The sequence below is a fragment of the Cupriavidus sp. F041 genome (assembly GCF_057814235.1).
In genome coordinates this window covers 657,887-680,869 of sequence record NZ_JBVASY010000002.1, presented here as the reverse complement: position 1 = coordinate 680,869, position 22,983 = coordinate 657,887, and the positions used below count along the sequence as shown (strand labels likewise).

17 protein-coding genes, 1 tRNA gene and 1 pseudogene are annotated in these 22,983 nt (G+C 65.9%); 5 read left to right on the top strand and 14 right to left on the bottom strand.

Going from position 1 to position 22,983, the window contains the following annotated elements:
• Nucleotides 1-3: 3 nt before the first annotated feature.
• Together ACZY0R_RS20190 and ACZY0R_RS20185 are read right to left on the bottom strand one after the other, a co-directional pair.
• Complete coding sequence (locus tag ACZY0R_RS20190; protein WP_488860697.1) at nucleotides 4-291, bottom strand: hypothetical protein; 288 nt, start codon at nucleotides 289-291, stop codon at nucleotides 4-6.
• 52 nt (nucleotides 292-343) lie between these two features.
• Nucleotides 344-937 carry a TetR/AcrR family transcriptional regulator gene (locus tag ACZY0R_RS20185; protein ID WP_488860695.1) on the bottom strand — a complete coding sequence of 198 codons (594 nt, stop codon included), beginning with the start codon at nucleotides 935-937 and terminating at the stop codon, nucleotides 344-346.
• Between the two features lie 405 nt (nucleotides 938-1,342).
• Between ACZY0R_RS20185 and ACZY0R_RS20180 the strand changes: the two genes are divergently transcribed.
• Nucleotides 1,343-2,194, top strand: a complete 852-nt coding sequence (locus tag ACZY0R_RS20180) for a hypothetical protein (protein ID WP_488860693.1) — start codon at nucleotides 1,343-1,345, stop codon at nucleotides 2,192-2,194.
• 45 nt (nucleotides 2,195-2,239) lie between these two features.
• On the opposite strand, the gene ACZY0R_RS20175 is transcribed toward ACZY0R_RS20180, so the two are convergent.
• Together ACZY0R_RS20175 and ACZY0R_RS20170 are read right to left on the bottom strand one after the other, a co-directional pair.
• Entirely contained in the window at nucleotides 2,240-2,710 is a 471-nt protein-coding gene (locus tag ACZY0R_RS20175) for a cyanophycin metabolism-associated DUF1854 family protein (RefSeq protein WP_488860691.1), read from the bottom strand.
• 14 nt (nucleotides 2,711-2,724) lie between these two features.
• A complete protein-coding gene (locus tag ACZY0R_RS20170; protein ID WP_488860689.1) occupies nucleotides 2,725-5,019 on the bottom strand; it encodes a cyanophycin metabolism-associated ABC transporter in 2,295 nt (764 codons plus the stop codon).
• Nucleotides 5,020-5,259: 240 nt separating this feature from the next.
• Between ACZY0R_RS20170 and cphA (ACZY0R_RS20165) the strand changes: the two genes are divergently transcribed.
• Both cphA (ACZY0R_RS20165) and cphA (ACZY0R_RS20160) read left to right on the top strand, forming a co-directional pair.
• Nucleotides 5,260-7,896, top strand: a complete 2,637-nt coding sequence (gene cphA / locus ACZY0R_RS20165) for a cyanophycin synthetase (RefSeq protein ID WP_488860687.1) — start codon at nucleotides 5,260-5,262, stop codon at nucleotides 7,894-7,896.
• A gap of 20 nt (nucleotides 7,897-7,916) precedes the next feature.
• Nucleotides 7,917-10,487, top strand: a complete 2,571-nt coding sequence (cphA, locus tag ACZY0R_RS20160) for a cyanophycin synthetase (RefSeq protein ID WP_045237975.1) — start codon at nucleotides 7,917-7,919, stop codon at nucleotides 10,485-10,487.
• A gap of 131 nt (nucleotides 10,488-10,618) precedes the next feature.
• On the opposite strand, the gene ACZY0R_RS20155 is transcribed toward cphA (ACZY0R_RS20160), so the two are convergent.
• The 4 genes from ACZY0R_RS20155 to ACZY0R_RS20140 all read right to left on the bottom strand — a co-directional run bounded on the left by ACZY0R_RS20155 (nucleotide 10,619) and on the right by ACZY0R_RS20140 (nucleotide 14,610).
• Nucleotides 10,619-11,278, bottom strand: coding sequence for an amino acid ABC transporter permease (locus ACZY0R_RS20155; protein WP_488860685.1), 660 nt, complete (start codon nucleotides 11,276-11,278; stop codon nucleotides 10,619-10,621).
• 108 nt (nucleotides 11,279-11,386) lie between these two features.
• The gene (locus ACZY0R_RS20150; protein WP_488860683.1) at nucleotides 11,387-12,184 is read right to left on the bottom strand and encodes a transporter substrate-binding domain-containing protein; all 798 of its coding nucleotides are present in this window, start codon (nucleotides 12,182-12,184) and stop codon (nucleotides 11,387-11,389) included.
• A 153-nt stretch (nucleotides 12,185-12,337) separates the two neighbouring features.
• The gene (locus ACZY0R_RS20145; RefSeq protein WP_045237972.1) at nucleotides 12,338-13,249 is read right to left on the bottom strand and encodes a glutamate/aspartate ABC transporter substrate-binding protein; all 912 of its coding nucleotides are present in this window, start codon (nucleotides 13,247-13,249) and stop codon (nucleotides 12,338-12,340) included.
• A gap of 98 nt (nucleotides 13,250-13,347) precedes the next feature.
• Complete coding sequence (locus ACZY0R_RS20140; protein ID WP_488860681.1) at nucleotides 13,348-14,610, bottom strand: D-amino acid dehydrogenase; 1,263 nt, start codon at nucleotides 14,608-14,610, stop codon at nucleotides 13,348-13,350.
• A 177-nt stretch (nucleotides 14,611-14,787) separates the two neighbouring features.
• Here ACZY0R_RS20140 and ACZY0R_RS20135 point away from each other — a divergent pair, with 177 nt between their 5' ends.
• Together ACZY0R_RS20135 and paeA are read left to right on the top strand one after the other, a co-directional pair.
• Nucleotides 14,788-15,741, top strand: coding sequence for a LysR family transcriptional regulator (locus tag ACZY0R_RS20135; RefSeq protein ID WP_488860679.1), 954 nt, complete (start codon nucleotides 14,788-14,790; stop codon nucleotides 15,739-15,741).
• A gap of 95 nt (nucleotides 15,742-15,836) precedes the next feature.
• Nucleotides 15,837-17,150 (top strand): polyamine export protein PaeA, encoded by a 1,314-nt coding sequence (gene paeA, locus ACZY0R_RS20130; RefSeq protein ID WP_488860677.1) that lies wholly within the window; start codon nucleotides 15,837-15,839, stop codon nucleotides 17,148-17,150.
• Between the two features lie 157 nt (nucleotides 17,151-17,307).
• On the opposite strand, the pseudogene ACZY0R_RS20125 reads toward paeA, so the two are convergent.
• The 6 genes and pseudogenes from ACZY0R_RS20125 to ACZY0R_RS20100 all read right to left on the bottom strand — a co-directional run.
• A pseudogene (locus ACZY0R_RS20125) lies at nucleotides 17,308-17,721 on the bottom strand (phosphatase PAP2 family protein); the annotation flags it as partial.
• A 390-nt stretch (nucleotides 17,722-18,111) separates the two neighbouring features.
• Nucleotides 18,112-18,981, bottom strand: coding sequence for a DUF1653 domain-containing protein (locus ACZY0R_RS20120; protein ID WP_488866061.1), 870 nt, complete (start codon nucleotides 18,979-18,981; stop codon nucleotides 18,112-18,114).
• A 106-nt stretch (nucleotides 18,982-19,087) separates the two neighbouring features.
• Nucleotides 19,088-19,330, bottom strand: coding sequence for a hypothetical protein (locus ACZY0R_RS20115; protein ID WP_488860675.1), 243 nt, complete (start codon nucleotides 19,328-19,330; stop codon nucleotides 19,088-19,090).
• 554 nt (nucleotides 19,331-19,884) lie between these two features.
• A tRNA-Ser gene (locus ACZY0R_RS20110) sits at nucleotides 19,885-19,974 on the bottom strand.
• Nucleotides 19,975-20,053: 79 nt separating this feature from the next.
• Nucleotides 20,054-21,358: a serine--tRNA ligase gene (gene serS / locus ACZY0R_RS20105; RefSeq protein WP_035859820.1), complete on the bottom strand. Its 1,305-nt coding sequence runs from the start codon at nucleotides 21,356-21,358 to the stop codon at nucleotides 20,054-20,056.
• A gap of 157 nt (nucleotides 21,359-21,515) precedes the next feature.
• Nucleotides 21,516-22,877, bottom strand: a complete 1,362-nt coding sequence (locus ACZY0R_RS20100; RefSeq protein ID WP_428178800.1) for a replication-associated recombination protein A — start codon at nucleotides 22,875-22,877, stop codon at nucleotides 21,516-21,518.
• Between the last annotated feature and the right edge of the window lie 106 nt (nucleotides 22,878-22,983).

Below are 22,983 nucleotides of genomic sequence, written 5' to 3'. Positions count from 1 at the left end.
GCCTCACTCGCAACGAGGCGCCGGGCCATCAACCAGCACCGCGCCGCACAACTTATTGAGCTCAGCCTCGCTGCGCCGGTAAGCGGCCCGGGGCGGCTGCACGATCATGCCGCAGGCATTTCCCGGCGCGTCCGGGCACGGCCGGATGTCGATGACCGTGCCGTCGTCCAGGAAGGTCCGCTGCCCCGCCATGCCCACTGGCCTGGCGTGACCGCAACCCAGGAGAAGGAGTGATCCAATAATAAACGGAGTAATCCGTCTGGTTTTGAGAAGCGCCAGGAAGACTTGCATATGCTGTGATATCTCTTTAATCAGGTGCCGTTACGTGGACCGTCCCGCGGGATCAGGCAAAGATATAGACGCGGCAGAAATCCGCCATCGCGGTGGCCGTGGCCTGCATATCGATTTCGATGCCCGTGTCGCGGTCGAACCCCAGGCCGGAAAACATGGCCAGGATCAGGTTGGTAGCGCCGCGCGCATCGAGCGAGGCTCGCACCCAGCCCTCGCGCTGGCCGCGCTCGAGTTCCGCGGTCAGGGTCTGGCGCAAGTCCCGGTCAAAAGCCAGGACCTTCTCGTTCCATTGTGGATCGCGCTGTAGTTCCAGCCAGCTGTCCGCGCCCAGGTCGTACTCTGAGGGCGCGAGGACCGCCGCCAGCCCTGCCGCATCTACCTGGCTGAGCCATTCGAGCCCTTCCCTGCTCGCCAGTTGGCGAACCTCGCCCTGGTAACGCGCGAACTCGCGGGCGGCAATCTCCATGATCATTTCCTGCTTGCTGCCGAAATGCCTGAACACGGTCCCGGCGCTCAGTCCAGCCTCGGCGCAGATGTCCTCGGTGCGCGCGGAGTGGAATCCCTTCGTCTTGAAGGTGCGCGCTGCCGCCTGCAAGATGTCGTCCCGGCGCTGAGCGTGAAGCTGTTCGTCCTTCGTCCTGGCCATGATTTTAATAAACGGAGTAATCCGTCGGATTATATGGCCATTCGGAACTGTGTCAACTGTCCGCCGCAAACTTGTCGCAGCCGCCATGTCTTGCGAATCCGCGCGGTATTCGCCCAGAATTTTTGCGCCTCCTTTGCGAAATTAAGAGCCGTATGATTCACATTAGCAATGATTCTCTGCATCATCTGCCATCAGTTGCCCTCCAGCGCCCGCCAGTTCCTGTGCGGGCGTCTTTTTCGCGAGGCATATACCCGATGCCAGCGATTTCGGAGCGAGCAAGCACCGCGGCACCCCTCTGCCGCCTACTGCATTAATTTGTAATCAGCTGTTACAGTCCACTTCTTTTTTGACGACCGGAAGGCGGCGCCAGAGCCGCCCGGGTTCACCGGAACAAGCAACGTATAAATGAAAAGAATGATTGGGGCAGCCAGCTTCGCGCTGGTTCTCGCGGGCTGCGGCGGATCGGGGGATAACGATGGCGGACTGGCGATCATACGGACCCCACCGGCCACTGTCCCGGCTGAACCGGTGGTCCCGGTGGTTCCACCGGCTCCGGACAGCAATACGCTGGGCACAGGCATCTACCCCGGCACTACCGTCGCCAACGAACGCTTCAACATCCTGGTCCTCGACGAGAATGTCTATTACGCGTTCTACGCCAAGGCAGGCGTACCGGACGTACCGTCCGGCGTGGTGACCGGCAACTATAGTTCCGGCAATGGCGCGCTCACCACCAACAGCAACGGACGGGACTTCAACCTGGTGGACACGGGCTACAGCCTCACGGCAGCGAACCTGGCCGCTTCCTACACGCCAAGCACGGCACTGCAGGCGCAACTCAACTACCGCAACGGCAAGATCGCGACGGTCAACACCACCTACAGCACGGACTACAACTACATCGCCACGGCCGATGGTTTGAAGGGAACGTACTACGGCGCGACGGAGGTGATCGATACCACCGGGCTTGGCCCGGGATTCGCGCGGCTGGATATCGACGCCAATGGCAAGTTCACCGTCGACGGCGGCACGGGCTGCAGCTTTACGGGTAGCGCCACGCCGCGCCGCCAGGGCAAGGTCTACAACGTCAGCATTACGCTGGGCGGCCCACCCTGCCGCAATCCGAATACGGTCATGAGCGGCGTGGCCTATTACGATCCGACCACCACGCATAGCCTGCCCACCCCCGGCAAGCTCTATCTGTTCGCGATGCGGGCCGATCGCGAGGTGGGCTTCCTCTTCACCGGCAAGCACTGATGCCAGGGTGCGACAATCGCGCCCTGAATGGCACGCCCGTGCGGCTCAGAGGAAACGGTCTAGCAGCTTGCGGCTGGCCTTGTCCAGGCCCATCAGGTTACGCACCAGATAGTGGATGCCGTGGCTGTCGGAAATCAGCAGCGTGGAACCAGCCAGGCGGCGGATGTCTTCCTCGCCGCGCAATACCAGCGAGGTGCGGCCACGGTCGGTCTCCACATCCCAGGTGCTGGGGGTGGCATAGGTCGACACCGAGCGGATCCGGCGGATCTCCGGCATGAATTCCCGGCTGGCCAGTTCGGCCTCGATCATCTCGCGCACGGGGGCCGGCAAAGTGTCCAGGCGAGGCAGCCACGCCAGTTCGCGGCCGTCGGCGCTGATCATGCCGACGCCATCGTCCGGCGCGGCGATCGGGAAAGCGCGCACGGGCACCACGCCCTCATGCACGGTCCCATCCGCCGTGGTCATCACCAGTCGCCCAAAAGCATTGCGGGAGAGCTTGAAATCAACTTGTTGCATAGGGCCTCCCTTCCTTATTGCACGGTGACCGCGTCGGCGGCATCGAGATCCGCCTCGGCATCGGCGTCAACGTTGCGGGCCTGCGCCTGGTAGAGCTTGTAGTAGGCGCCTTCGCGCGCCAGCAACTCCTCGTGGCCGCCCACTTCGACGATCTGTCCACGGTCCATCACCACCAGGCGATCCGCCTTGCGCAGCGTGGACAAGCGGTGCGCGATGGCGATGGTGGTACGGCCTTGCACCAGGTTGTCCAGCGCCTTCTGGATTTCCTTCTCGGTGGCGGTATCGACCGAGGACGTGGCCTCATCCATGATCAGGATGCGCGGATTGATCAGCAGCGCGCGGGCAATCGAGATGCGCTGGCGCTCACCGCCTGACAGCGCCTGGCCGCGCTCGCCCACCAGCGAATCGTAGCCATGCGGCAACCGGAGGATGAACTCATGCGCGTGGGCGGCGCGCGCGGCGGCGATGATCTCCTCGCGGCTGGCGCCCGGCTTGCCATAGGCAATGTTCTCGGCAATCGTGCCGAAGAACAGGAACGGCTCTTGCAGCACCAGCCCGATATGGCTGCGGAATTCCGACACCGGCAGCGAACGGATATCGACGCCGTCGAGGCGGATAGCACCCTCGGAGACGTCGTAGAAGCGGCAGATCAGGTTGACCAGCGTGCTCTTGCCGGAGCCGCTGTGCCCCACCAGGCCGATCATCTCGCCCGGCTTGATCGACAGGTTAAGCCCTCGGATCACGGCGCGATTGCCATAGCGGAAACCAAGGTCGCGCAGTTCGATGGCACCTTCGACGCGCTCCAGGTGCGCCGGCCGCACGGGCTCCGGCACGCTCGATACGTGGTCGAGGATATCGAAGATGCGCTTGGCGCCGGCGGCGGCCTTTTGCGTGACCGAGACGATGCGGCTCATCGAATCCAGCCGGGTGTAGAAGCGGCTGATATAGGTAAGGAAGGCCACCAGCACGCCGACCGTGATCGCGTTGTGCGAAACCTGCCAGATGCCGAAGATCCACACCACCAGCAGGCCGATCTCGGTCAGCAGCGTGACGGTCGGGGTGAACAGCGACCACACGGCGTTGACGCGGTCGTTGATCGCCAGGTTGTGCCGGTTGGCCTCGCGGAAACGCTCAACCTCGCGCTTCTCCTGGGCAAAGGCCTTGACCACGCGGATGCCGGGAATGGTATCGGCCAGCACGTTGGTGATCTCCGACCAGATCCTGTCGATCTTCTCGAAGCCGTGGCGCAAACGATCGCGCACCAGATGGATCATCCACGCGATGAACGGCAGCGGCACCAGGGTGACCAATGCCAGCCACGGGTTGATGGAGATCAGGATGGCCGCCGTCATGACGATCATCAGCACATCGGTGGCGAAATCCAGCAGATGCAGCGACAGGAACACGCAGATGCGGTCGCTTTCCGAGCCGATGCGGGCCATCAGGTCGCCGGTGCGCTTGCCGCCGAAGTACTCCAGCGACAAGCGCAGCAAGTGTTCGTAGGTGGTCGTGCGCAGGTCGGCACCGATGCGCTCGGACACCCGCGCCAGCAGGTACGTCCGCGCCCAGCCCAGGCTCCATGCCACCAGCGCCGCGCCCAGCAGCCCGGCCAGGTAGAGCTTGACCCGGCTGTAGTCGATAGGCAGGCCGTTCTGGTACGGGATCAGCACATTGTCCATCAACGGCATGGTCAGGTACGGCGGCACCAGCGTGGCGGCGGTGGACAGCAGCGTCAGCAGGAAGCCGGCCAGCAACTGGAACCGGTACGGCCTGGCAAAGCGCCACAGGCGCAGCAGCGCCCAGGTCGACGGCGGGGTCTCCAGGTCGCGGCTACATTGCGGGCATTGGTCGTCGTCCGGCGGCAGGGGTGCCTTGCAGGTCGGGCAGACCGCCTCCACGTCGGCCTCGGCCAGCCCCCCCCGGCCCGAGCCGGAAAGGTCGCACTGCGCGTGGAACTGGTCGATCAGGCGTAGCGCGGCCGGGTTGTGGCCGAGCGTGTAGCGCCAGGTGGCCAGTAATCGCCCACTGCCGTGCAGCTCAAGCGTGCCAACCCCGGCGTGATCGGCGTGATGCAGCGATAATCCGGGCTGAATCGCCCATTCCTGCCAGTCTTTTTGCCCTGGCATGCGCGCCAGCAAGCGACGATCCGTCACAAGTACCCAGCCTTGGGTAAAATGCAGCTTTGCGTCTAGGTCGACTTCCAGCCAGGCCAGGACGGCCTCGCCGGGTTGCAGGCGGGTGCCGATTTCGTTACGCCACGGCTCGTTCGTGGCGTCGCTGTCAATCACGGGCAAGGAAGGTTGGGTCATCGTTGGTACGGCATGCTGCGTCCCTGGGCTATGGACATAACTTGAAACAATTTAAGGCGGGCGCACCATGGCGGCCCGCCGATTTGCCCGCAGTATACATAAGGCCAAACACACGGGCGTCGCTGATGCACTGCACAATCGCTTTTTAATCAAGAAAGTCAACCGGCTGACCGTTGTAACGTTACTGAAAGGTTAGGCTTCTATTTCTCGGGCACTCGCCCACTGCCTCAAGCTAAATCAATGAAAAAGAAGGACATTGAGATTTTCGATGTCATGTCGCTGCGCGGCCCGAATATGTGGACATATCGGCCTGTGCTGGAGGCGTGGGTCGATATCGGGGAACTGGAGGATTTTCCCTCCAACACGATTCCGGGGTTCAACGAGCGCCTGTCGGTATGGCTGCCCTCGCTGATCGAGCATCGCTGCAGTATCGGCGAGCGCGGCGGCTTCCTGCAGCGGCTCAAGGAAGGCACGTGGCCTGGCCACATCCTGGAACATGTCACGCTTGAGTTGCAAAACCTCGCCGGCATGCCCGGCGGCTTCGGCAAGGCGCGCGAGACCCCGATCCGCGGCGTCTACAAGGTGATCGTGCGGGCCTGGCATGAGGACGTCACCCGTGCCGCCCTGTTCGCCGCCCGCGACCTCGTGATGGCAGCCATCGAGGACCGCCCCTACGACGTCCAGGAGACGGTGGACCACCTGCGCCGCCTGGTGGACAAGCACTGCCTGGGCCCGAGCACCGCCTGCATCGTCGACGCTGCCGACGACCGCGACATCCCTGCCTTGCGCCTGTCGGAGGGCAACCTGGTGCAACTCGGCTATGGCAGCCGCCAGCGCCGCATCTGGACCGCCGAGACCGACCGCACCGCCGCCATCGCCGAGAGCATCTCGCGCGACAAGGACCTGACCAAGAGCCTGCTGGAGTCGTGCGGCGTGCCCGTGCCCGAAGGCCGGCTGGTGGAAAGTGCCGCCGACGCCTGGGACGCCGCCGAGGACATCGGCCTGCCGGTGGTGGTCAAGCCCTATGACGGCAACCATGGCCGTGGCGTGTTCACCAACCTGACCACCCGCGAGGAAGTCGAGACCGCCTACGGCGTGGCCATCGACGAAGGCAGCGGCGTCATCGTCGAACGCTTCGTGCCGGGCAACGAACACCGCCTGCTGGTGGTGGGCGGCCGCCTGGTGGCCGCCGCCATGGGCGAGACCGCCAGCGTGACCGGCGATGGCAAGTCGACCATCGACGAGCTGATCGAGTCGCAGATCAATTCCGATCCGCGCCGCGGCAGCACCGAAGATCACCCGCTCAACAAGGTCCGGCTGGATTCGGCCGCGCGCCTGGAGCTCAAGCGCCAGGGCTTCGACGCCACATCCGTGCCGCCCGAAGGCAAGCACGTGCTGATCCAGCGCAACGGCAACGTCGCCTTCGACGTGACTGACCGCGTGCATCCCAGCGTGGCCGCGCATGCCTCCCTGGCCGCCCGCGTAGTCGGCCTGGATATCGCCGGGGTCGACCTGGTGGCGCAGGATATCTCGCGCCCGCTCGCCGAGCAGCGCGGTGCCATCGTCGAGGTCAATGCCGGCCCCGGCCTGCTGATGCACCTGAAGCCCTCCAACGGCGAAGCGCGCCCGGTGGGCCGTGCCGTCGTGGATCACCTGTTCCCGGCCGGCGAAGGCGACGACAACGGCCGCATTCCGGTGGTCGGCATCACCGGCACCAACGGCAAGACCGTGGTGGCCAAGCTGGTGGCGCGCCTGCTGCAACTCTCCGGCAAGCACACCGGCCTGGCTTGCAGCGACGGCCTCTATCTCGACCGCCGCCAGGTCCAGGGCGGCGACCGCGCCAACTGGGACGCAGCCCATCGCATCCTGATGAACCGCGCCGTCGATGCCGCCGTGCTCGAGAACGACAGCGGCGCCATCCTGTCCGAGGGCCTCGCCTACGACCGCTGCCAGGTCGGCGTGGTGACCAATATCGATGTGCCCGACCATCTCGGCCAGTACTACGTCGAAGAAGTCGAGAAGATGTATAACGTGCTGCGTACGCAAGTCGACGTGGTGCTGGACGGCGGCGTGGCGGTGCTTAATGCACGCGACCCGCTGGTGGTGGAGATGGCGGAGCTGTGCGACGGCGACGTGATCTTCTTCGGCCTGTCCGCGGACCTCCCCGCCATTGCCGCGCATCGCGCGGCCGGACGCCGCGCGGTCTATCTGCGCGACGGCAAGGTGGTGCTCGCCACCGGCAGCCGCGAGACGCCGCTAACCGACGTGGCGGCGATCCCTCTCACTTATGCTGGCCGGGTGGCCTTCCAGGTCGAGAACGTGCTGGCGGCTGTCGCCACCGGCTGGGCGCTGGGCATCTCCAACGACCTGATCCGCGCTGGCGTGGTGACCTTCGATGTGGGCCAGGTGGATGCGCCCGGCCGCTTCACGCTGTTCGAGCGCAACGGCGCCACCGTGGTGATCGACGACGCCCACAATGCCCCCGCGCTGGAAGCGCTGGTGGCCGCGCTGGAACGCTTCCCGAGCGATCGGCGCGTGGTGGTGTATGGCGCCGGCGTGCAGCGACGCGACGAAGACATGGTCAAGCAAGGCAAGGTGCTGGGCGCCGCCTTCGACCGCGTCTTCCTGTGCGAGGATCGCTCCGTCAAGAGCGCCCTGCCCGATGCCGAAGCGCGCGCGCTGCTCAAGCAAGGCCTTTACGAAGGCCGCCGCGTGACCAAGATCATCGACGAAGGCACGCGCCGCCAGGCCATCGAGGCCGCGCTGGCGCAAGTCGTGGCCGGCGACCTGCTGGTCCTGCAATGCGATGAGGCCTCGACGCTGCCGACCATCGATCTGGTGCACCAGTGGATGGGCCAACCGGGCCGCCGCGCCTGATCCGGAAGGAAACTGATTTCATGGAAGTCTCACGTATCCGGGCCCTGCGCGGCCCCAACCTGTGGTGCCGCCACACTGCCATCGAAGCCATCGTATCGTGCTCCGACGAGGCCCACACCCTGGCCGACCTACCCGGTTTCGAAGAGCGCCTGCGCGCGCGCTTTCCCGAGGTAGGCCCGCTGCGGCCCGACGACAACGAAGGCGTGGTGTCGCTGGCGCACGCGCTGGAATGCGCGGCGATGCGCCTGCAGGCGGAGGCCGGCTGCCCGGTCAGCTTCAGCCGCACCGCGCCTACCGTCGAACCCGGCACCTACCAGGTGGTGGTGCAGTACAGCGAGGAGGAAGTCGGACGCCTCGCGCTGGAACTGGCCGCCACGCTGTGCCGCGCCGCGCGCGACGACATGCCCTTCGACCTGGCCGACGCGCTGCATCGCCTGCGCGAGCTCGACGAAGACCTGCGCCTGGGACCGAGCACCGGCTCCATCGTCTATGCGGGCGTGGCACGCGGCATTCCTTACCGCCGCCTGACACAAGGCAGCATGGTGCAATTCGGCTGGGGCAGCAAGCAGCGCCGCATCCAGGCCGCCGAAACCGATATGACCAGTGCCGTCGCGGAATCGATCGCGCAGGACAAGGAACTCACCAAGACCTTGCTGCACGCGGCCGGCGTGCCGGTGCCGATGGGCCGCTCGGTATCTGATCCCGACGAAGCCTGGGCCGTGGCGCAGGAAATCGATGCGCCGGTGGTGGTCAAGCCGCGCGACGGCAACCAGGGCAAGGGCGTGGCGGTGCGTATCCGCACCCGCGAGGAAATCATCGCCGCCTATGAGGTGGCCGCGGACATCAGCTCCGACGTGATCGTCGAGCGCTATATCCCCGGTCACGATTTCCGCCTGCTGGTGGTGGGCAATCACCTGGTCGCCGCTGCCCGCCGCGACCCGCCCCAGGTCACCGGCGACGGCAAGCACACCGTGCGGGAGCTGGTCGAGGAAGTCAATCGCGACCCGCGCCGCGGCGAGGGCCACGCTACCTCGCTGACCAAGATCCGCTTCGACGATATCGCGCTGGCTACGCTGGCCAAGCAAAACCTGACGGCGGACTCCGTGCCGCCCAAGGGCACCCGCGTGGTGCTGCGTAACAACGCCAACCTGTCCACCGGCGGCAGCGCCACCGATGTCACCGACGACGTCCACCCCGAAATGGCTGCGCGCGCCGTGGCCGCCGCGCGCATGGTCGGCCTCGACATCTGCGGCGTCGACGCGGTCTGCGAGACCGTGCTCAAGCCGTTCGAGGAACAGGCAGGCGGCATTGTCGAGGTCAACGCAGCACCGGGCCTGCGCATGCACCTGCAGCCTTCCTACGGCAAGGGCCGCGCGGTAGGCGAGGCCATCGTCTCCACCATGTTCGCCGATGGCGACGATGGCCGCATCCCCGTGGTAGCGGTCTCCGGCACCAATGGCAAGACCACCACGGTCCGCCTGATCACCCACCTGCTCGCCGGCAGCGGCCTGCGCATGGGCATGACCGGCACCGACGGCGTCTACATCAAGGGCGAGCGCATCGATACCGGCGACTGCAGCGGCCCGCGCAGCGCCCGCAATGTGCTGATGCACCCCGACGTGGACGCCGCCGTGTTCGAGACCGCGCGCGGCGGCCTGCTGCGCGAAGGCCTGGCCTTCGACCGCTGCGACGTGGCGGTGGTCACCAATGTGGGCGAAGGCGATCACCTTGGGCTGTCCTACATCAGCACCGTGGAAGATCTCGCCGTGCTCAAGAGCGTCATCGTGCAGAACGTGGCGCCGCATGGCATGGCGGTGCTCAATGCAGCCGACCCCATGGTGGTACGCATGGCGGACGCCTGCCCCGGCGCCGTGACCTTCTTCGCGGCCGACCTGAACAATCCGGTGATGGCCACGCACTGCGCGCAGGGCAAGCGCGTGGTGTACGTCGAGGACGGCCATATCGTGGCCGCCGAAGGCGAGAACCAGGTGCGCATCGCGCTGTCCGGCATCCCGCTGACGCGCGGCGGCACCATCGGCTTCCAGGTCGAGAACGCCATGTCCGCCACGGCCGCGGCCTGGGCGCTCGGCATCGATTGGGATGTGATCCGCCGTGGCCTGGCCACCTTCGTCAACGACGCGGCCAATGCGCCCGGACGCTTCAATGTGTTCGACTACAAGGGCGCGACGCTGATCGCCGACTACGGCCACAACCCGGATGCGATCCAGGCGCTGTGCAACGCCATCGAAGGCATGCCGGCCAAGCGCCGTTCGGTGGTGATCAGTGGCGCCGGCGACCGCCGCGATGTCGACATCCGCCGCCAGACGGAGATTCTTGGCGGTGTATTTGACGAGGTGATCCTGTATCAAGACCAGTGCCAGCGCGGCCGGGAAGACGGCGAAGTACTGGCTCTGCTGCGCGAAGGCCTGGAAGGCGCCAAGCGCGCGAGCGCGATTGAGGAGATCCGTGGGGAATTCCTCGCCATCGATACCGCGCTGTCGCATTTGCAGCCGGGCGATCTTTGCCTGATCCTGGTGGATCAGGTAGAGGAAGCGCTGGGGCATATCGAGCAGAGGATTGCCCAGGGGTGAGGGTGGGAGTCGCCTCGCGGTAAACAAGAAAGCCAGCCTTATCGACTGGCTTTCTTGCTTTCTTGCTGCGGGGCGCGGCGCTGCTTCTTTGAGCCCAAATCAAAAACCACCTCCCCCTACCCCCTTACCCCCTAATGCTTCCCCGGCAACGACAACCGCCGCTCCAGCCGCCGCTGCACCTGCGACAACGCCGTACTGAGCATCCAGTAAATCGCAGCCACCGCAAGATAAAGCGGCAGCGGCTGGTAGGTTGCCGCTATCACCTCCTGCGCCGTGCGCAGCAGTTCGGTCACGGTAATCACTGATACCAGCGAGGTGTCCTTGATCAGGCTGATCAGGCTGTTCGACAGGCTTGGAACCGCCAGCCGCAAAGCCTGCGGCCCCACCACGTAGCGCAGCGTCTGGCCCTGGGTCAGCCCCAGGCTATAAGCCGCCAGCCACTGGCCGCGCGGGATGCCAAGGATGGCCCCGCGCATGCTTTCGGAAAGATAAGCCCCTACGTTCAGGCTCAGCGTGAGCACGCCGGCCGGCGTGGGCTCCAGTGCAATGCCGATGCCCGGCAACCCGTAGTACACCACGAAGATCTGCACCAGCAGCGGCGTGCCGCGCATGATGCTGACGTAGACCCGCGCGATGGCCATCAGCACACGCCGGTGGCTGATGCCCATCAGGGCGACCACGGTGCCGATCACCAGTCCGAAGATCATCGACAGCAGGGCAAACTTGATGGTGAGCAACATGCCCTGCAACAGCACGGGCAGCGAATCGGCGACAAGCTGGAGAGCGGACATGGTAGGCCCTGGAGCATGCCGGCCACGGCAACGAGGGCGGCCGTGGCAGCATCACAACGTCACAACGCCCGGTTGACGGGCTCGCGCCTTGGCAGGCGCAATCCGCGCTTACTTGGCCGGCCTGGTCACGTCCGCGCCGAACCACTTCACCGAGAGCTTGCCGAGGCTGCCGTCCTTGCGCATCTCGTCGAGCGCGCGGTCGATGGCCTGCCTGAACTTCAGATTGTCCTTGCGGAAGGGGATCGCCACCTCGGCATTGCCACCTTCGACGATCGCGCCAGGCCGCAGCGGCAGGCTCGACGTCTTGATCAGGTAGCCGATCATCAGGCGGTCGTTGAGCGCGGCGTCCACGCGTTCCGCCGCCAGGTCGCGCAGGTACTCCGGTGCGCCGGGATAGGTCTTGACGTCGATGCCGGCCACCGACTTGGCCAGCTCGTTGTAGTTGCTGCCCAGGCTCACCCCTAGCTTCTTGCCCTTCAGGTCATCGAGCGACTTGAACTGGCGCTTGTCGTCCTTGCGCTGGATCAGCTGCGCTGCCGAATAGACATAAGGCGTGGAGAAATCCAGCACCTGCTTGCGCTGCGGCGTGACCGCGACCTGGTTGACGATCACATCGAACTTGCCGGCCTGCAGCCCCGCAATGATGCCGCTCCACTCGGTGGTGACGAACTCCGGCTTGACGCCGAGCCTGGCCGCCACGCCCTTGGCCACGTCGACGTCGAAACCTTCCAGCTGGTTGCCGCCGCCGCGGTAGTTGAACGGCGGATAGGTACCCTCCAGGCCAATCTTCAGCACGCCGGCCTGCTTCACGGTGTCGAGCAGGTCGGCGGCCTGCGCGACGGCACCCGTAGCCAGCAGCGAAACAGCGAGCAGTGCCCTGAGGCACCCAGTACGAAGCGATCGCATATGTTCTCCAGTCAGCACAAGCGGCGCGAACCGCGTTCGCGCCGCCAAGGGTTGGCCCACCAGGAGCGTAGACCGGCATTGAGCCTACCGCAACTTCCCGTTGCACAGCAATAACGATTCGCCCTGCCCGCGCCGGCCTCGCTTGCGCCTCGTCTACTGGAATGCCTTGTCGTTAGGCTGTGCGTAAAGATCCTTCATCTCGGCCGAGAGCGGATAGTTGAGATTGATGCCGCGCGGCGGGATCGGCGACTGGAACCACTTCTTGTAGAGCTGCTCGGCGCGGCCACTGGTCATCAGCCCGGCGATTACGCCATCGGCCAGCTTCTTGAAGGACGGATCGTCCTTGCGGAACATGCACGCGTAGTTCTCCGTCTGCAGCGGCGTGCCTACCACCGTCCAGTCGCCGTGGTTCTTGGCCTTGGTCAGCTCGCCGTACAGCAGCGGCTCGTCCATCACGAAGGCCACCGCGCGGCCGGTCTCCAGGATCAGGAAGGACTGGCCGTGGTCCTTGGCGCTGATCAGGTTCATGTTCATGCCCTTCTCGCCGTTCATCTTCACCAGCAGGCGTTCGTCGGTGGTGCCCGCCGTGGTCACCACGTTACGGTCCTTCAGGTCCGGGAAGTCCTTCACGCCCGAGTCCTTCTTCGTCAGCATGCGCAGGCCGTAGACGAAGAGGCTGTTGGAAAACGCCACCTGCTTCTGACGCTCGAGGTTGTTGGTGGTGGTGCCGCACTCGATGTCGATGGTGCCGTTCTGCACCAGCGTGATGCGGTTCTGCGAGGTGATTGGGACCAGCTTGACCTGCAGGTTGGGCATCTGCAGTTGCGTCTTCACCTTGTCGACGATCTGCAGCAGGATTTCGTGCGAGTAGCCCATCACGTCCTTGCCATTGGTATAGGAGAACGGGATCGACGACTCACGATAGCCCAGCGAGATCACGCCGGTATCCTTGATCTTGCGCAGCGTCTCGCCATCGTCGGCGATGGCCGCGCCGGCGGCACACGCAAGCATGGCGGCAGCCAGCAGGCAGCGGGAGAATCGGTGGGGACGAACATTGGATTGCATATCGTTTTCTCCTTGGGTTGGTGACGGCTCGTGAAGTGTTGAGGTGGTGACGTCTCTGCGCCTTGACGCAAACAAAACTGCAACGCCGGCGCTACGGCTCACGCCAGCGTCGCTGCGAAATCCCCGGCTTCGATGACCGGCTTGCGCCCTGCCAGGCCATCCGCCAGCAAGCCCGCGCTGCCCATGGCCAGCGTGAAGCCGAGCGCGCCGTGGCCGATATCAAGCCACAAGCCGCGCAGGCGCGAAGGCCCCACCATCGGCAGGCCGCTCGGTGTAGCTGGACGCAGGCCGGCCCATGGCTGCAACTGCCCAGGTTCCATGCGCGGCGCGATGTCGCCAAACAGCGCGCGCGTCTCGTCGGCCAGCGTGGCGATCCGCGCGCGATCGATGACGGTGTCCGCCCGCACCAGATCGGCCATGCCGGCCACACGCAAGGTGTTGCCGATGCGGGCATAGACGATCTTGCGCGCAAAGTCGGTGATGCTGATATGCGGCGCGCTGGCGCCATCCGCGATCGGCACCGTGATGCTGTAGCCCTTGAGCGGCCACAAGGGCGGCCGCAGGCCCAGCGGCTTGAGCAGCGCCACGCTGCCGAAGCCGCCGGCCACCACCACCGCATCGGCGCGCTCGATGCCGGACGCGGTGCGCACGCCGGTCACACGGTCGCCTTCGCGCTCGATGCCCAGCACGCTGGCGCCGAAGCGCAGCGACACGCCAGGCCGTCCATGCAGCAACTGTGCCAGTGCCAGGCAAAAGCGATGGCAATCGGCCACTTCCTCGCTCGGGGTATGAATGGCGCCGGCGATCTCGCCGCGCATGCCGGCCAGCGCCGGCTCCAGCGCCACGCACGCATCGCTGTCCAGCGCCTGTTGCTCGCAGCCCAGGCTGGCCTGGTAGTCGAGCAGGCGGCAGGCTGCCTCGAAACTGTCTTTATCGCGATGCACAATAAGCTTGCCGCGCCGGGCGAAGCCGAACTCCGCCGGCTGGCTGTCGACGAATGCCTGCATCAGGTCGCGGGAGTAAAAGGCAAGGCGCAGCAGCTTGCGCGTGGTGGCTTCGCTGGCGGCGGCGTTGCAGGCACGGGCAAACGCGGCCAGCCAGCGCCACTGCGCAGGGTCCCCCGAGGGCCGGAAGCGCATCGGCGAATCGGGACGCAGCAGCCAGCCAGGCACTTTGCCCAGCACCCCCGGGCCAGCCAGCGGGGCGACATAGCTATAGCTGAGCTGCCCGCCGTTGGCGAAGCTGGTTTCCTCGCCGGGGCCGTCATGCCGCTCCAGCACGGTCACCTCGTGCCCGTCGCCTGCCAGCCGCCACGCGGCGCTCATCCCGATCACGCCCGCCCCCACGATCACAACCTTCATCGTCCGCCTCTCTGCCCCGATCCAATCCAATCCAATCCAATCCAATCCGATCCGATCCGATCCGATCCGATCCGATCCGACGAAGGTTAGACCAAGCAGCCAGGCTTGCCCAATGCGAATACGTGCAAGAATATGTCTTTAGGCTATAGGTGCTCCCCGGGCACCTTCCATTACCCGATGCGATTGCGCCAGATCGAGGTCTTTCGTGCGGTCATGCTGACCGGCACCGTCAGCGAGGCGGCCCGCCTGCTGCATGTCTCGCAGCCTGTCGTCACCCGCGTGCTGCAGCATGCCGAGGCCACGCTCGGCTTTCGCCTGTTCGACCGGGTCAAGGGCAGGCTGCAGGCCACGCCGGAGGCCAGCGCGCTCTATGGCGACGTCGAGCGGCTCTATGGCGAGATCGAGCGGGTGCGGCGCGTCTCCGAAAGCCTGCGCCACAAGGGTGCCGGCCGCCTGCGTGTGGCGGCCACGCCGAGCCTGGCCAGCCCCTTGCTGGTGCGTGCCGTACGCGCTTTCTGCGCGCGCCATCCCGAGACCCAGGTTCAGGTGCTGACCCACCACACCGACGAGATCGTGCAGGGCCTGCTGGCCAACCAGATCGACCTGGGTTTCGCCTTCTCGCCGCCGCGCCACGAGGCCATCTCCAGCGAGCCGGTGGCCGGCGGGCAGATGCTGCTGGCGGTACCTCGGGGCGAGCCTCTCTCGTCGCGCGGGCGCCGGGCCGACGTGCCGATGCACCGGCTGGTGGAACGCCCCTTCATCGCCTATGACGACAACAGCTCGCTCGGCCTGCTGGTGCGCCAGACGCTGGCACGCAACGCGCTCGAGCCGCGCTCCACGCTGGAAGTCCAGACTTACTCGCTGGCGCTGGCCCTGGTCGATGCCGGCCTCGGCCTGACCTTGCTCGACCAGTACACCGCGCTGGGCGCGAACCCCGAGCGCGTTTCGCTCCACGAGGTAAAGCCCGCCCTGTCGTTCGAGATCCAGTTGCTGCGCGCCAGCCACCGCGGCAGCTCCAGCCTGGCCGACGATATGCGCGAGCAGTTTGCCGCCGCGGCGCGGGAGGTGGCTGCTGCGCTGCCGCAGCGGCTGGAGGCGCCGGCGGTCAGTTTCGAGCACGCCCCTAAATGAGCCCTTTTGCCGTCCTCTATGGAAGCTGAGGAATTTGACAGTACCGTGCGCCGTGCACCATCATCAAAGCGCCTGAACGGTGCTTTCCCAAACCTATGTTCGCCCTGACCCTGCTTCTCCTCATCCTGGTAAGCGCCTTCTTCTCGATATCCGAGATCGCGCTGACCGCTTCGCGCCGCACCAAGCTGCAGACCCTGTCCGAGCGTGGCGACCGCCGCGCCACCAAGATCATGCTGCTCAAGGAGGAGCCGGGCAACTTCTTCACCATCGTGCAGATCGGCGTCAACAGCGTGGCCATCCTGGCCGGTATCGTCGGCGAGAAGCATGTCTCCGACCTGGTGCAGGCCGCGCTGCTGCCCTACCTGGACGCCGTCACGACGCAGCGCATCGCCAATGTCGGCTCCTTCCTGATCGTCACCCTGCTCTTCATCCAGTTCGCCGACCTGATCCCCAAGCGCATCGCCATGACGTACCCCGAAGCGTGCGCGCTGGTGGTGATCGGCCCGATGCTGACCCTGATCAAGATCTTCAAGCCGCTCGTCTATGTGTTCAACGGCGCCGCCGATGCCACGCTGCGCCTGTTCGGCGTGCCCACCAAGCATATCGACCAGATCACCTCGGAGGACATCGCCGCCATGGTCGACGCCGGGGCGGAAGCCGGCGTGCTGCACAAGCACGAGATTCACCTGATCGAGAACGTGTTCGAGCTCGACGCCAAGAACGTCACCGCCGTGATGACGCCGCGCGACGATGTGGTCTACATCGGCCTGGACGAGCCCGCCGACAGCCTGCGCCGCAAGCTGGTCAACTACCCGCACGCGCAATACCCGGTGTGCGGGCACAACCTCGACGACGTGCTGGGCTATATCGATTCGAAGGACATCCTGCAGATGTTCCTCGCCGACGATTCCACCGGCGTGATCGGCAACATCGGCAATATCGGCAAGCACCACGACAAGAACGTGCTGGTGATCCCGGACACGCTCACGCTCACCGAGTCGCTCACGCGTTTTCGTGAAATGCACCAGAACTTTGCCGTGGTGATGAACGAGTACGGGCTGGTGGTCGGCATCGTCGCGCTCGACGATATCGTCGGCGCGCTGATGGGCAACATCATCTACTCCACCGAAGACGAACAGATCGTGCGGCGCGACGAAAGCTCATGGCTGGTCGACGGCCTCACGCCGCTGGTGGACCTGAAGAAGGCGCTGGAGCTGGACGAACTGCCCGGCGAGGATTACGTCGATACCGCCGCCGGGCTGGTGATCTACACGCTCAAGCGCATCCCGAAGAAGTCAGAAGCCATCGAGGCGGCGGGTTTCCGCTTCGAAGTGCTGGATATCGACCATCACAAGATCGATCAGTTGCTGGTCTCGCGGCTGCCGCCGGAGGAACCGTACCAGCCGTAAGCGCGCGGCGATAACGCTCCACCGTGGTGGGCAACTGGAACGCCACGATCCAGGCGCCAACCACCACCACCGCCGCGGCAGCGGCCACGCCCAGGCGCAGCGGTGCAAGGCGCTCCGGCGCATGCAGGGTCGCGTAGGCGGTACCCAGCAGCACGATCCAGGCAAAGCCGAGCGCGCAACCGGCCAGCACGTCGGACAGCCAGTGCATGCCAAGGTAGAGCCGCGACAGGCAGATCAGCGCCACCGTCACCGCGGCCAGCGCAATCACCGGGATCCGGACGCGCCACGGCTGGCGCAGGCAAAGCAGGAAGGCCAGAAAGCCATAGGTCACCATGCTGCTGGTGGCGTGCCCGCTGGGGAAGGAGAAGGACTCCAGGCCGCCGTAGATGCTGGCCGGACGGCTGCGCTCGAGCGCCAGTTTGAGCACCATCACGCAAGCGCGCGCACCGACCAGCGCCCCCACCCAGTAGGCCGCCGCCCCCCAGGCACGGCGCCACGCCAGCCAGCCAAACACGGCCACGCCCACCGCCACGGAAACTCGCGCTCCGCCCAGTTCGGTCAGCACAACCATGGCCGTATCGAGCCACCCTTGCTGCCACGCGCGTAGTTGCGCGAACACGGCCTGATCCACTTGCACCAGCGGCGCGCCCTCGGCGATGGACTCGCCCAGCCACAATAAAGCGCCCGCGCACGCCAGCAGCAAGACCCCACCCAGCGCCAGCAGGAGCAGCTCGGCGATGTCGCGCTCCAGCATACGGACCACGCGCGGCCACTGCCGGCCGGCACGCGCGTGCAGCGCATCGCGGCCACGCAGGCGCGCGGCATCGAGCCGGCGCACGAGCGGGCGGATGACCAGCAACAAGCCGCGCACCAGGCACAGCAGCAATAGCGCAAACAAGGCTAGCAGGCCCACTACGCCCAGCGCGGTCGCCGGTGTGAGCCAGGAAGCGGTAGGCATCGGTCAGCCTCCCGCAGCCATGCGCGCGATATTGGCACGTGCCGGCGCTTCGCAATCGGCGAACGCCGGCGTGAGGAAGAGCTGCGCGCGCTGCGCCAGGCCTTGCAGGAAAGCGATCCTGCGCTGCAGGAAGGCAGCAAACAGGGCATCGCCGTCCAGGCCGGTGCGATTAGCCAGCAGCGCACGGTTTTCCTCGAACACAGCGGTGGTCCAGGCATCGAAGTCCGCCGGTGATGCCGCCAGACGGCAGAGATCGAGATCCAGCACGAGTTCCGACTCGGGCACCGAGGCGCGATGCCCGCACGTATCCATCACGATGCGCGCGGCCAGCGATGTCACCGCGGCATCGACGCCGACGACCATGGTCTCGATCAGCGCGGCCGAGGCCGCTTCGTTATGCTCGCAGCCCGGCACATAGACCGCGTCGTGAAACAGCACCGCCAGCGCTTGCGCGGGCGTCAGTGCCACGCCGCGCGCCTGCGCGGCTTCAAACATCTCCAGCACATGCCGGCGATCATGGTAGCGCCGGTAAGGCGCGTCGTAGCCGCCCAGCACCTGCAGCACCGTCGCACGCGGCAGGAAGTCCAGGCAGCCCAGCGCCGCCGGCCAGTCCGGCGCGAAACGCGGCTGCGTGCCTTGTGGCGTAGCCACGTTTTCGGCGAACACATCCAGCGGACGCACCCACAACCGGGAGCGGTCCCGCATCGACTCGTACACCACCACCTGCGACAGGTCCGACTCGAACACGCCGAGGCCGACGATGGCATAGGCGCCGCCCTTGTAGTGGCGGTAGGGCATGCCCGGCAGATAGTCGGAAGACAAATCGGCGCCGGACGAGGCGTGCGGGAAAGGCAAGGAAGTAGACTGTGTCATGAGCAGCGGGTGGAATCGGAGCAGCGTCATGATAGTGCATTGACCACGCGGGGCCGCTTGCGGGGCCCCGCGCGGGTCGCAGGGCTGGTCAGCCCCGTCACAGGCATCAACGAATGTGCCCCTCCCCCTCGCCATGCTGCGCGGCGAGCTCACTCAACACCAGCGTCTCCCGGGCCAACCCGGCCGCCAAGGAGAGGATACCGCCCTGGATCTCCTGTTTGAGCGCGCCGAAGGCATCGCCGGAGGCTGCGTATTCGCTGATCATGAACAGCAAGCCATAGAGCTGCGCGGCTCGCTCGGCGGCAAGACTCAAAGTGTCCTCAAGCGAGATGCGCGTGGTGACAAGCATTGCTGAGTCGGTGTGTTCGGCGGTGATCCCGTAGCGGCTGTGTTTATCCTTGGCACATCTCCTTGGGCCGGATGTGCGCGCGGCAGGAGCTTGGCGGGACTTTCGGGAGTGTCGGTTGCCCGTGATGGGCAACGTGAAGCCGGGGCATGGTGCTGCCTCCTTTTCGTGCGGTTTCGATCCCGCACCCCGACGCCAATCGGGGTGGGCGGGCGCAAGGCAAGGTTGGCGTACCGGCGAAAAGGATCCGGCGAGCCCGAAGGCTCCCCTGCCCCAGTCCCGCCCAATGAAGGCGCGCAAAGGCATAACGGACGTAAAAAAGCCGCCTGGCGGCGGCGATCCGCCTTTTCGTTCGGGACGCCAATCCCGGTCGCTGTGGTTGCAGCGATAAGCAGAGTATAGCGCGTGGGCTGGCAGGCCCGATGCTCTGCGTCGCCGTTGCCAGCGATGGGCTTGCGGAACGAGGCTGGTTCGCACACGACTTGTTCCACTTGTTCCGCAGGTCCAATGCAAAAGCCCCACGATTCCGTGAAGAATCGTGGGGCTTTGCTTGCTGCTGGCGGAGAGGGTGGGATTCGAACCCACGGTAGGCTCGCACCTACGCCTGATTTCGAGTCAGGTACATTCGACCACTCTGCCACCTCTCCGGTAACTGGGTCGCTTGTCGCGAAGAAGAAGATTATAGAGGAAATCCCGCTCCAGCCGCAAGCCCCCGGCGGCGAAAAATTATGCCTCGGGTTCCAGGCGGGTCAGGCCGCCCAGATACGGCTGCAATGCGGCCGGCACCGTCACCGAGCCATCGGCGTTCTGGTAGTTCTCCAGGATCGCCACCAGCGTGCGGCCAACGGCCAGGCCCGAGCCATTGAGCGTGTGCAGCAGCTCCGGCTTGCCCTGTCCCGCGCGGAAGCGGGCCTGCATGCGGCGCGCCTGGAAGTCGCCCATGTTCGAGCAGGAGCTGATCTCGCGGTAGGTGCCCTGCGCGGGGATCCAGACTTCGAGGTCATAGGTCTTGGTGCTGCCGAAGCCCATATCGCCTGTGCAAAGCGCGACGGTGCGGAACGGCAGGTCCAGCTTCTTCAGGATGGCTTCCGCATGGCCGGTGAGCTGTTCCAGCGCATCGAATGAATGCTCGGGCTGCACCACCTGCACGAGTTCGACCTTGTCGAACTGGTGCTGGCGGATCATGCCACGCGTGTCCCTGCCGTAGGAACCGGCTTCCGAGCGGAAGCAAGGCGTGTGGGCGACGAAACGCAGCGGCAGCTTGTCGCCGGCCACGATGGCGTCGCGCACGATATTCGTCAGCGGCACCTCGGCGGTGGGGATCAGGTAGAAGTTCTCGAGGCGCTCGCCCTCTTCGCTGCCAACCTTGCGCGGCACCTTGAACAGGTCTTCCTCGAACTTGGGCAACTGGCCGGTGCCGCGCATCGATGCGGCATTGACGATGTACGGCACGTACATCTCGGTATAACCGTGCTCCAGCGTGTGGGTATCGAGCATCAGCTGCACCAGCGCGCGGTGCATGCGCGCGACGCCGCCACGCAGCATGGAGAAGCGCGAGCCCGTGACCTTGGCCGCGGTATCGAAATCCAGCCCGAGCCGCTCGCCCACGTCGACGTGGTCCTTGACCTCGAAGTCGAAGCTGCGCGGCGTGCCGACGCGGCGCACTTCCACGTTCTGGGTTTCGTCGCGGCCCACCGGCACGCTCTCGTGCGGCAGGTTGGGGATGGCTTCCAGGATTTCGGAGAGCTGGGCCTGGATCTCTTCCAGGCGCGCGGCCGATGCCTTGAGGGTATCGCCGATGCCGCCGACTTCGGCCATCACTGCCGAGGCGTCTTCGCCCTTGCCCTTGAGCATGCCGATCTGCTTGGAGAGGCTGTTGCGGCGCGCCTGCAGTTCCTCGGTCTGGGTCTGCAGTTGCTTGCGCTCGGCTTCGAGTGCCTGGAAGGCCGCTACGTCGAGTTGGAATCCGCGCGTGGCAAGGCGTTGCGCCACGGCGTCGATGTCTTTGCGGAACAGCTGGATGTCTAGCATGTTGCGTATGAGGGGAGGTGCATGGGCCAGCGGCATGCCGGCGGACCCGCCATTTTACTGTACTGGCCGGGGCAAGCGCCGAACCACCGGCCGGGGAACAGGCGGGCGCTTCGGCCGCTGTTCGCGAAGACAGCCCGCCCGGCGCTGCCGATGTGCGCTATTGCGCCCCGCCCTCGCCGCCTTCGTCCCTGCCCTTGCCTTTGCCCTGCTGCCGCTGCCACTGCGCATCGAGGTCGCGCAGGTGACGCAGCTTGTCGCCGATCTTGCCTTCCAGCCCGCGCGGGGTGGGCTGGTACCAGCCCTGGCGCCTGAGGTCATCGGGGAAGTAATGCTCGCCGGCAGCATAGGCCTCCGGCTCGTCGTGCGCGTAGCGGTAGGCGTGGCCGTGGCCCAGCTCTTTCATCAGCTTGGTCGGGGCGTTGCGCAGGTGGACCGGCACGCCGCGCGACTTGTCCTTCGCCACGAAGGCGCGCGCGGCGTTGTAGGCGTTGTAGCCCGCGTTGGACTTGGGCGCCACGGCGAGATAAATCAGCGCCTGCGCCAGCGCGAGCTCGCCTTCGGGCGAGCCCAGCCGCTCGTAGGTCTCGGCCGCATCAAGCGTGATGCGGGCAGCACGCGGATCCGCCAGGCCGATGTCTTCCCACGCCATGCGCACGATGCGGCGCGCCAGGTAGCGCGGATCGGCGCCGCCGTCGAGCATGCGGCAGAACCAGTACAGCGTGGCGTCCGGGTCGGAGCCGCGCACCGATTTATGCAGTGCGCTGATCTGATCGTAGAAGGCGTCGCCGCCCTTGTCGAAGCGCCGCAGGTTCTCCGACAGGGCGCTGCCCAGCAGCGCCTTGTCGATGATGGCCGCGCCGGCGCTGCGCGCGGCCCGCGCCACGATCTCGATATTGTTGAGCAGCTTGCGGCCGTCGCCATCGGCGGAGGCCACGGTCAGCTGCAGCGCCTCGTCCTCCCACTGCAGGCCGCCCAGCTCCTCGCTGGCGCGGCGCGCGAGCTGCGTCAGTTCCGCGTCATCCAGGCTCTTGAGCACATACACCGCGGCGCGCGACAGCAAGGCGCCGTTGACCTCGAAAGACGGGTTCTCGGTGGTGGCGCCGATAAAGGTGAACAGCCCGCTTTCCACGTGCGGCAGGAAGGCATCCTGCTGGCTCTTGTTGAAGCGGTGGACTTCGTCCACGAAGACCAGCGTGCGCCGTCCGTGGGCGCGGTATTGCTCGGCGCGCTCGACCGCCTCGCGGATGTCCTTGACGCCCGAGAGCACCGCCGACAGCGCGATGAATTCAGCGTCGAAGGCCGTGGCCATCAGCCGCGCCAGCGTGGTCTTGCCCACACCGGGCGGGCCCCACAGGATCATGGAGTGCGGCTCGCCGGACGCGAACGCCACCCGCAACGGCTTGCCGACGCCAAGCAGGTGTTGCTGGCCGATCACCTCGTCGATATTGCGTGGGCGCAGGCGCTCGGCCAGGGGTTGTTGAGAACGATCGGGAGCTTCGGAAAACAGCGTGTCCGCCACGGTATTCAGGCCTTTATGTCGGGGCAGGCGCGCACGGTGCGAACCGCTGCGCCTCGAAACCTGACAGTGTAGACCATCGCGCGTGGCGGCCCGCTCGGGCCCGCCC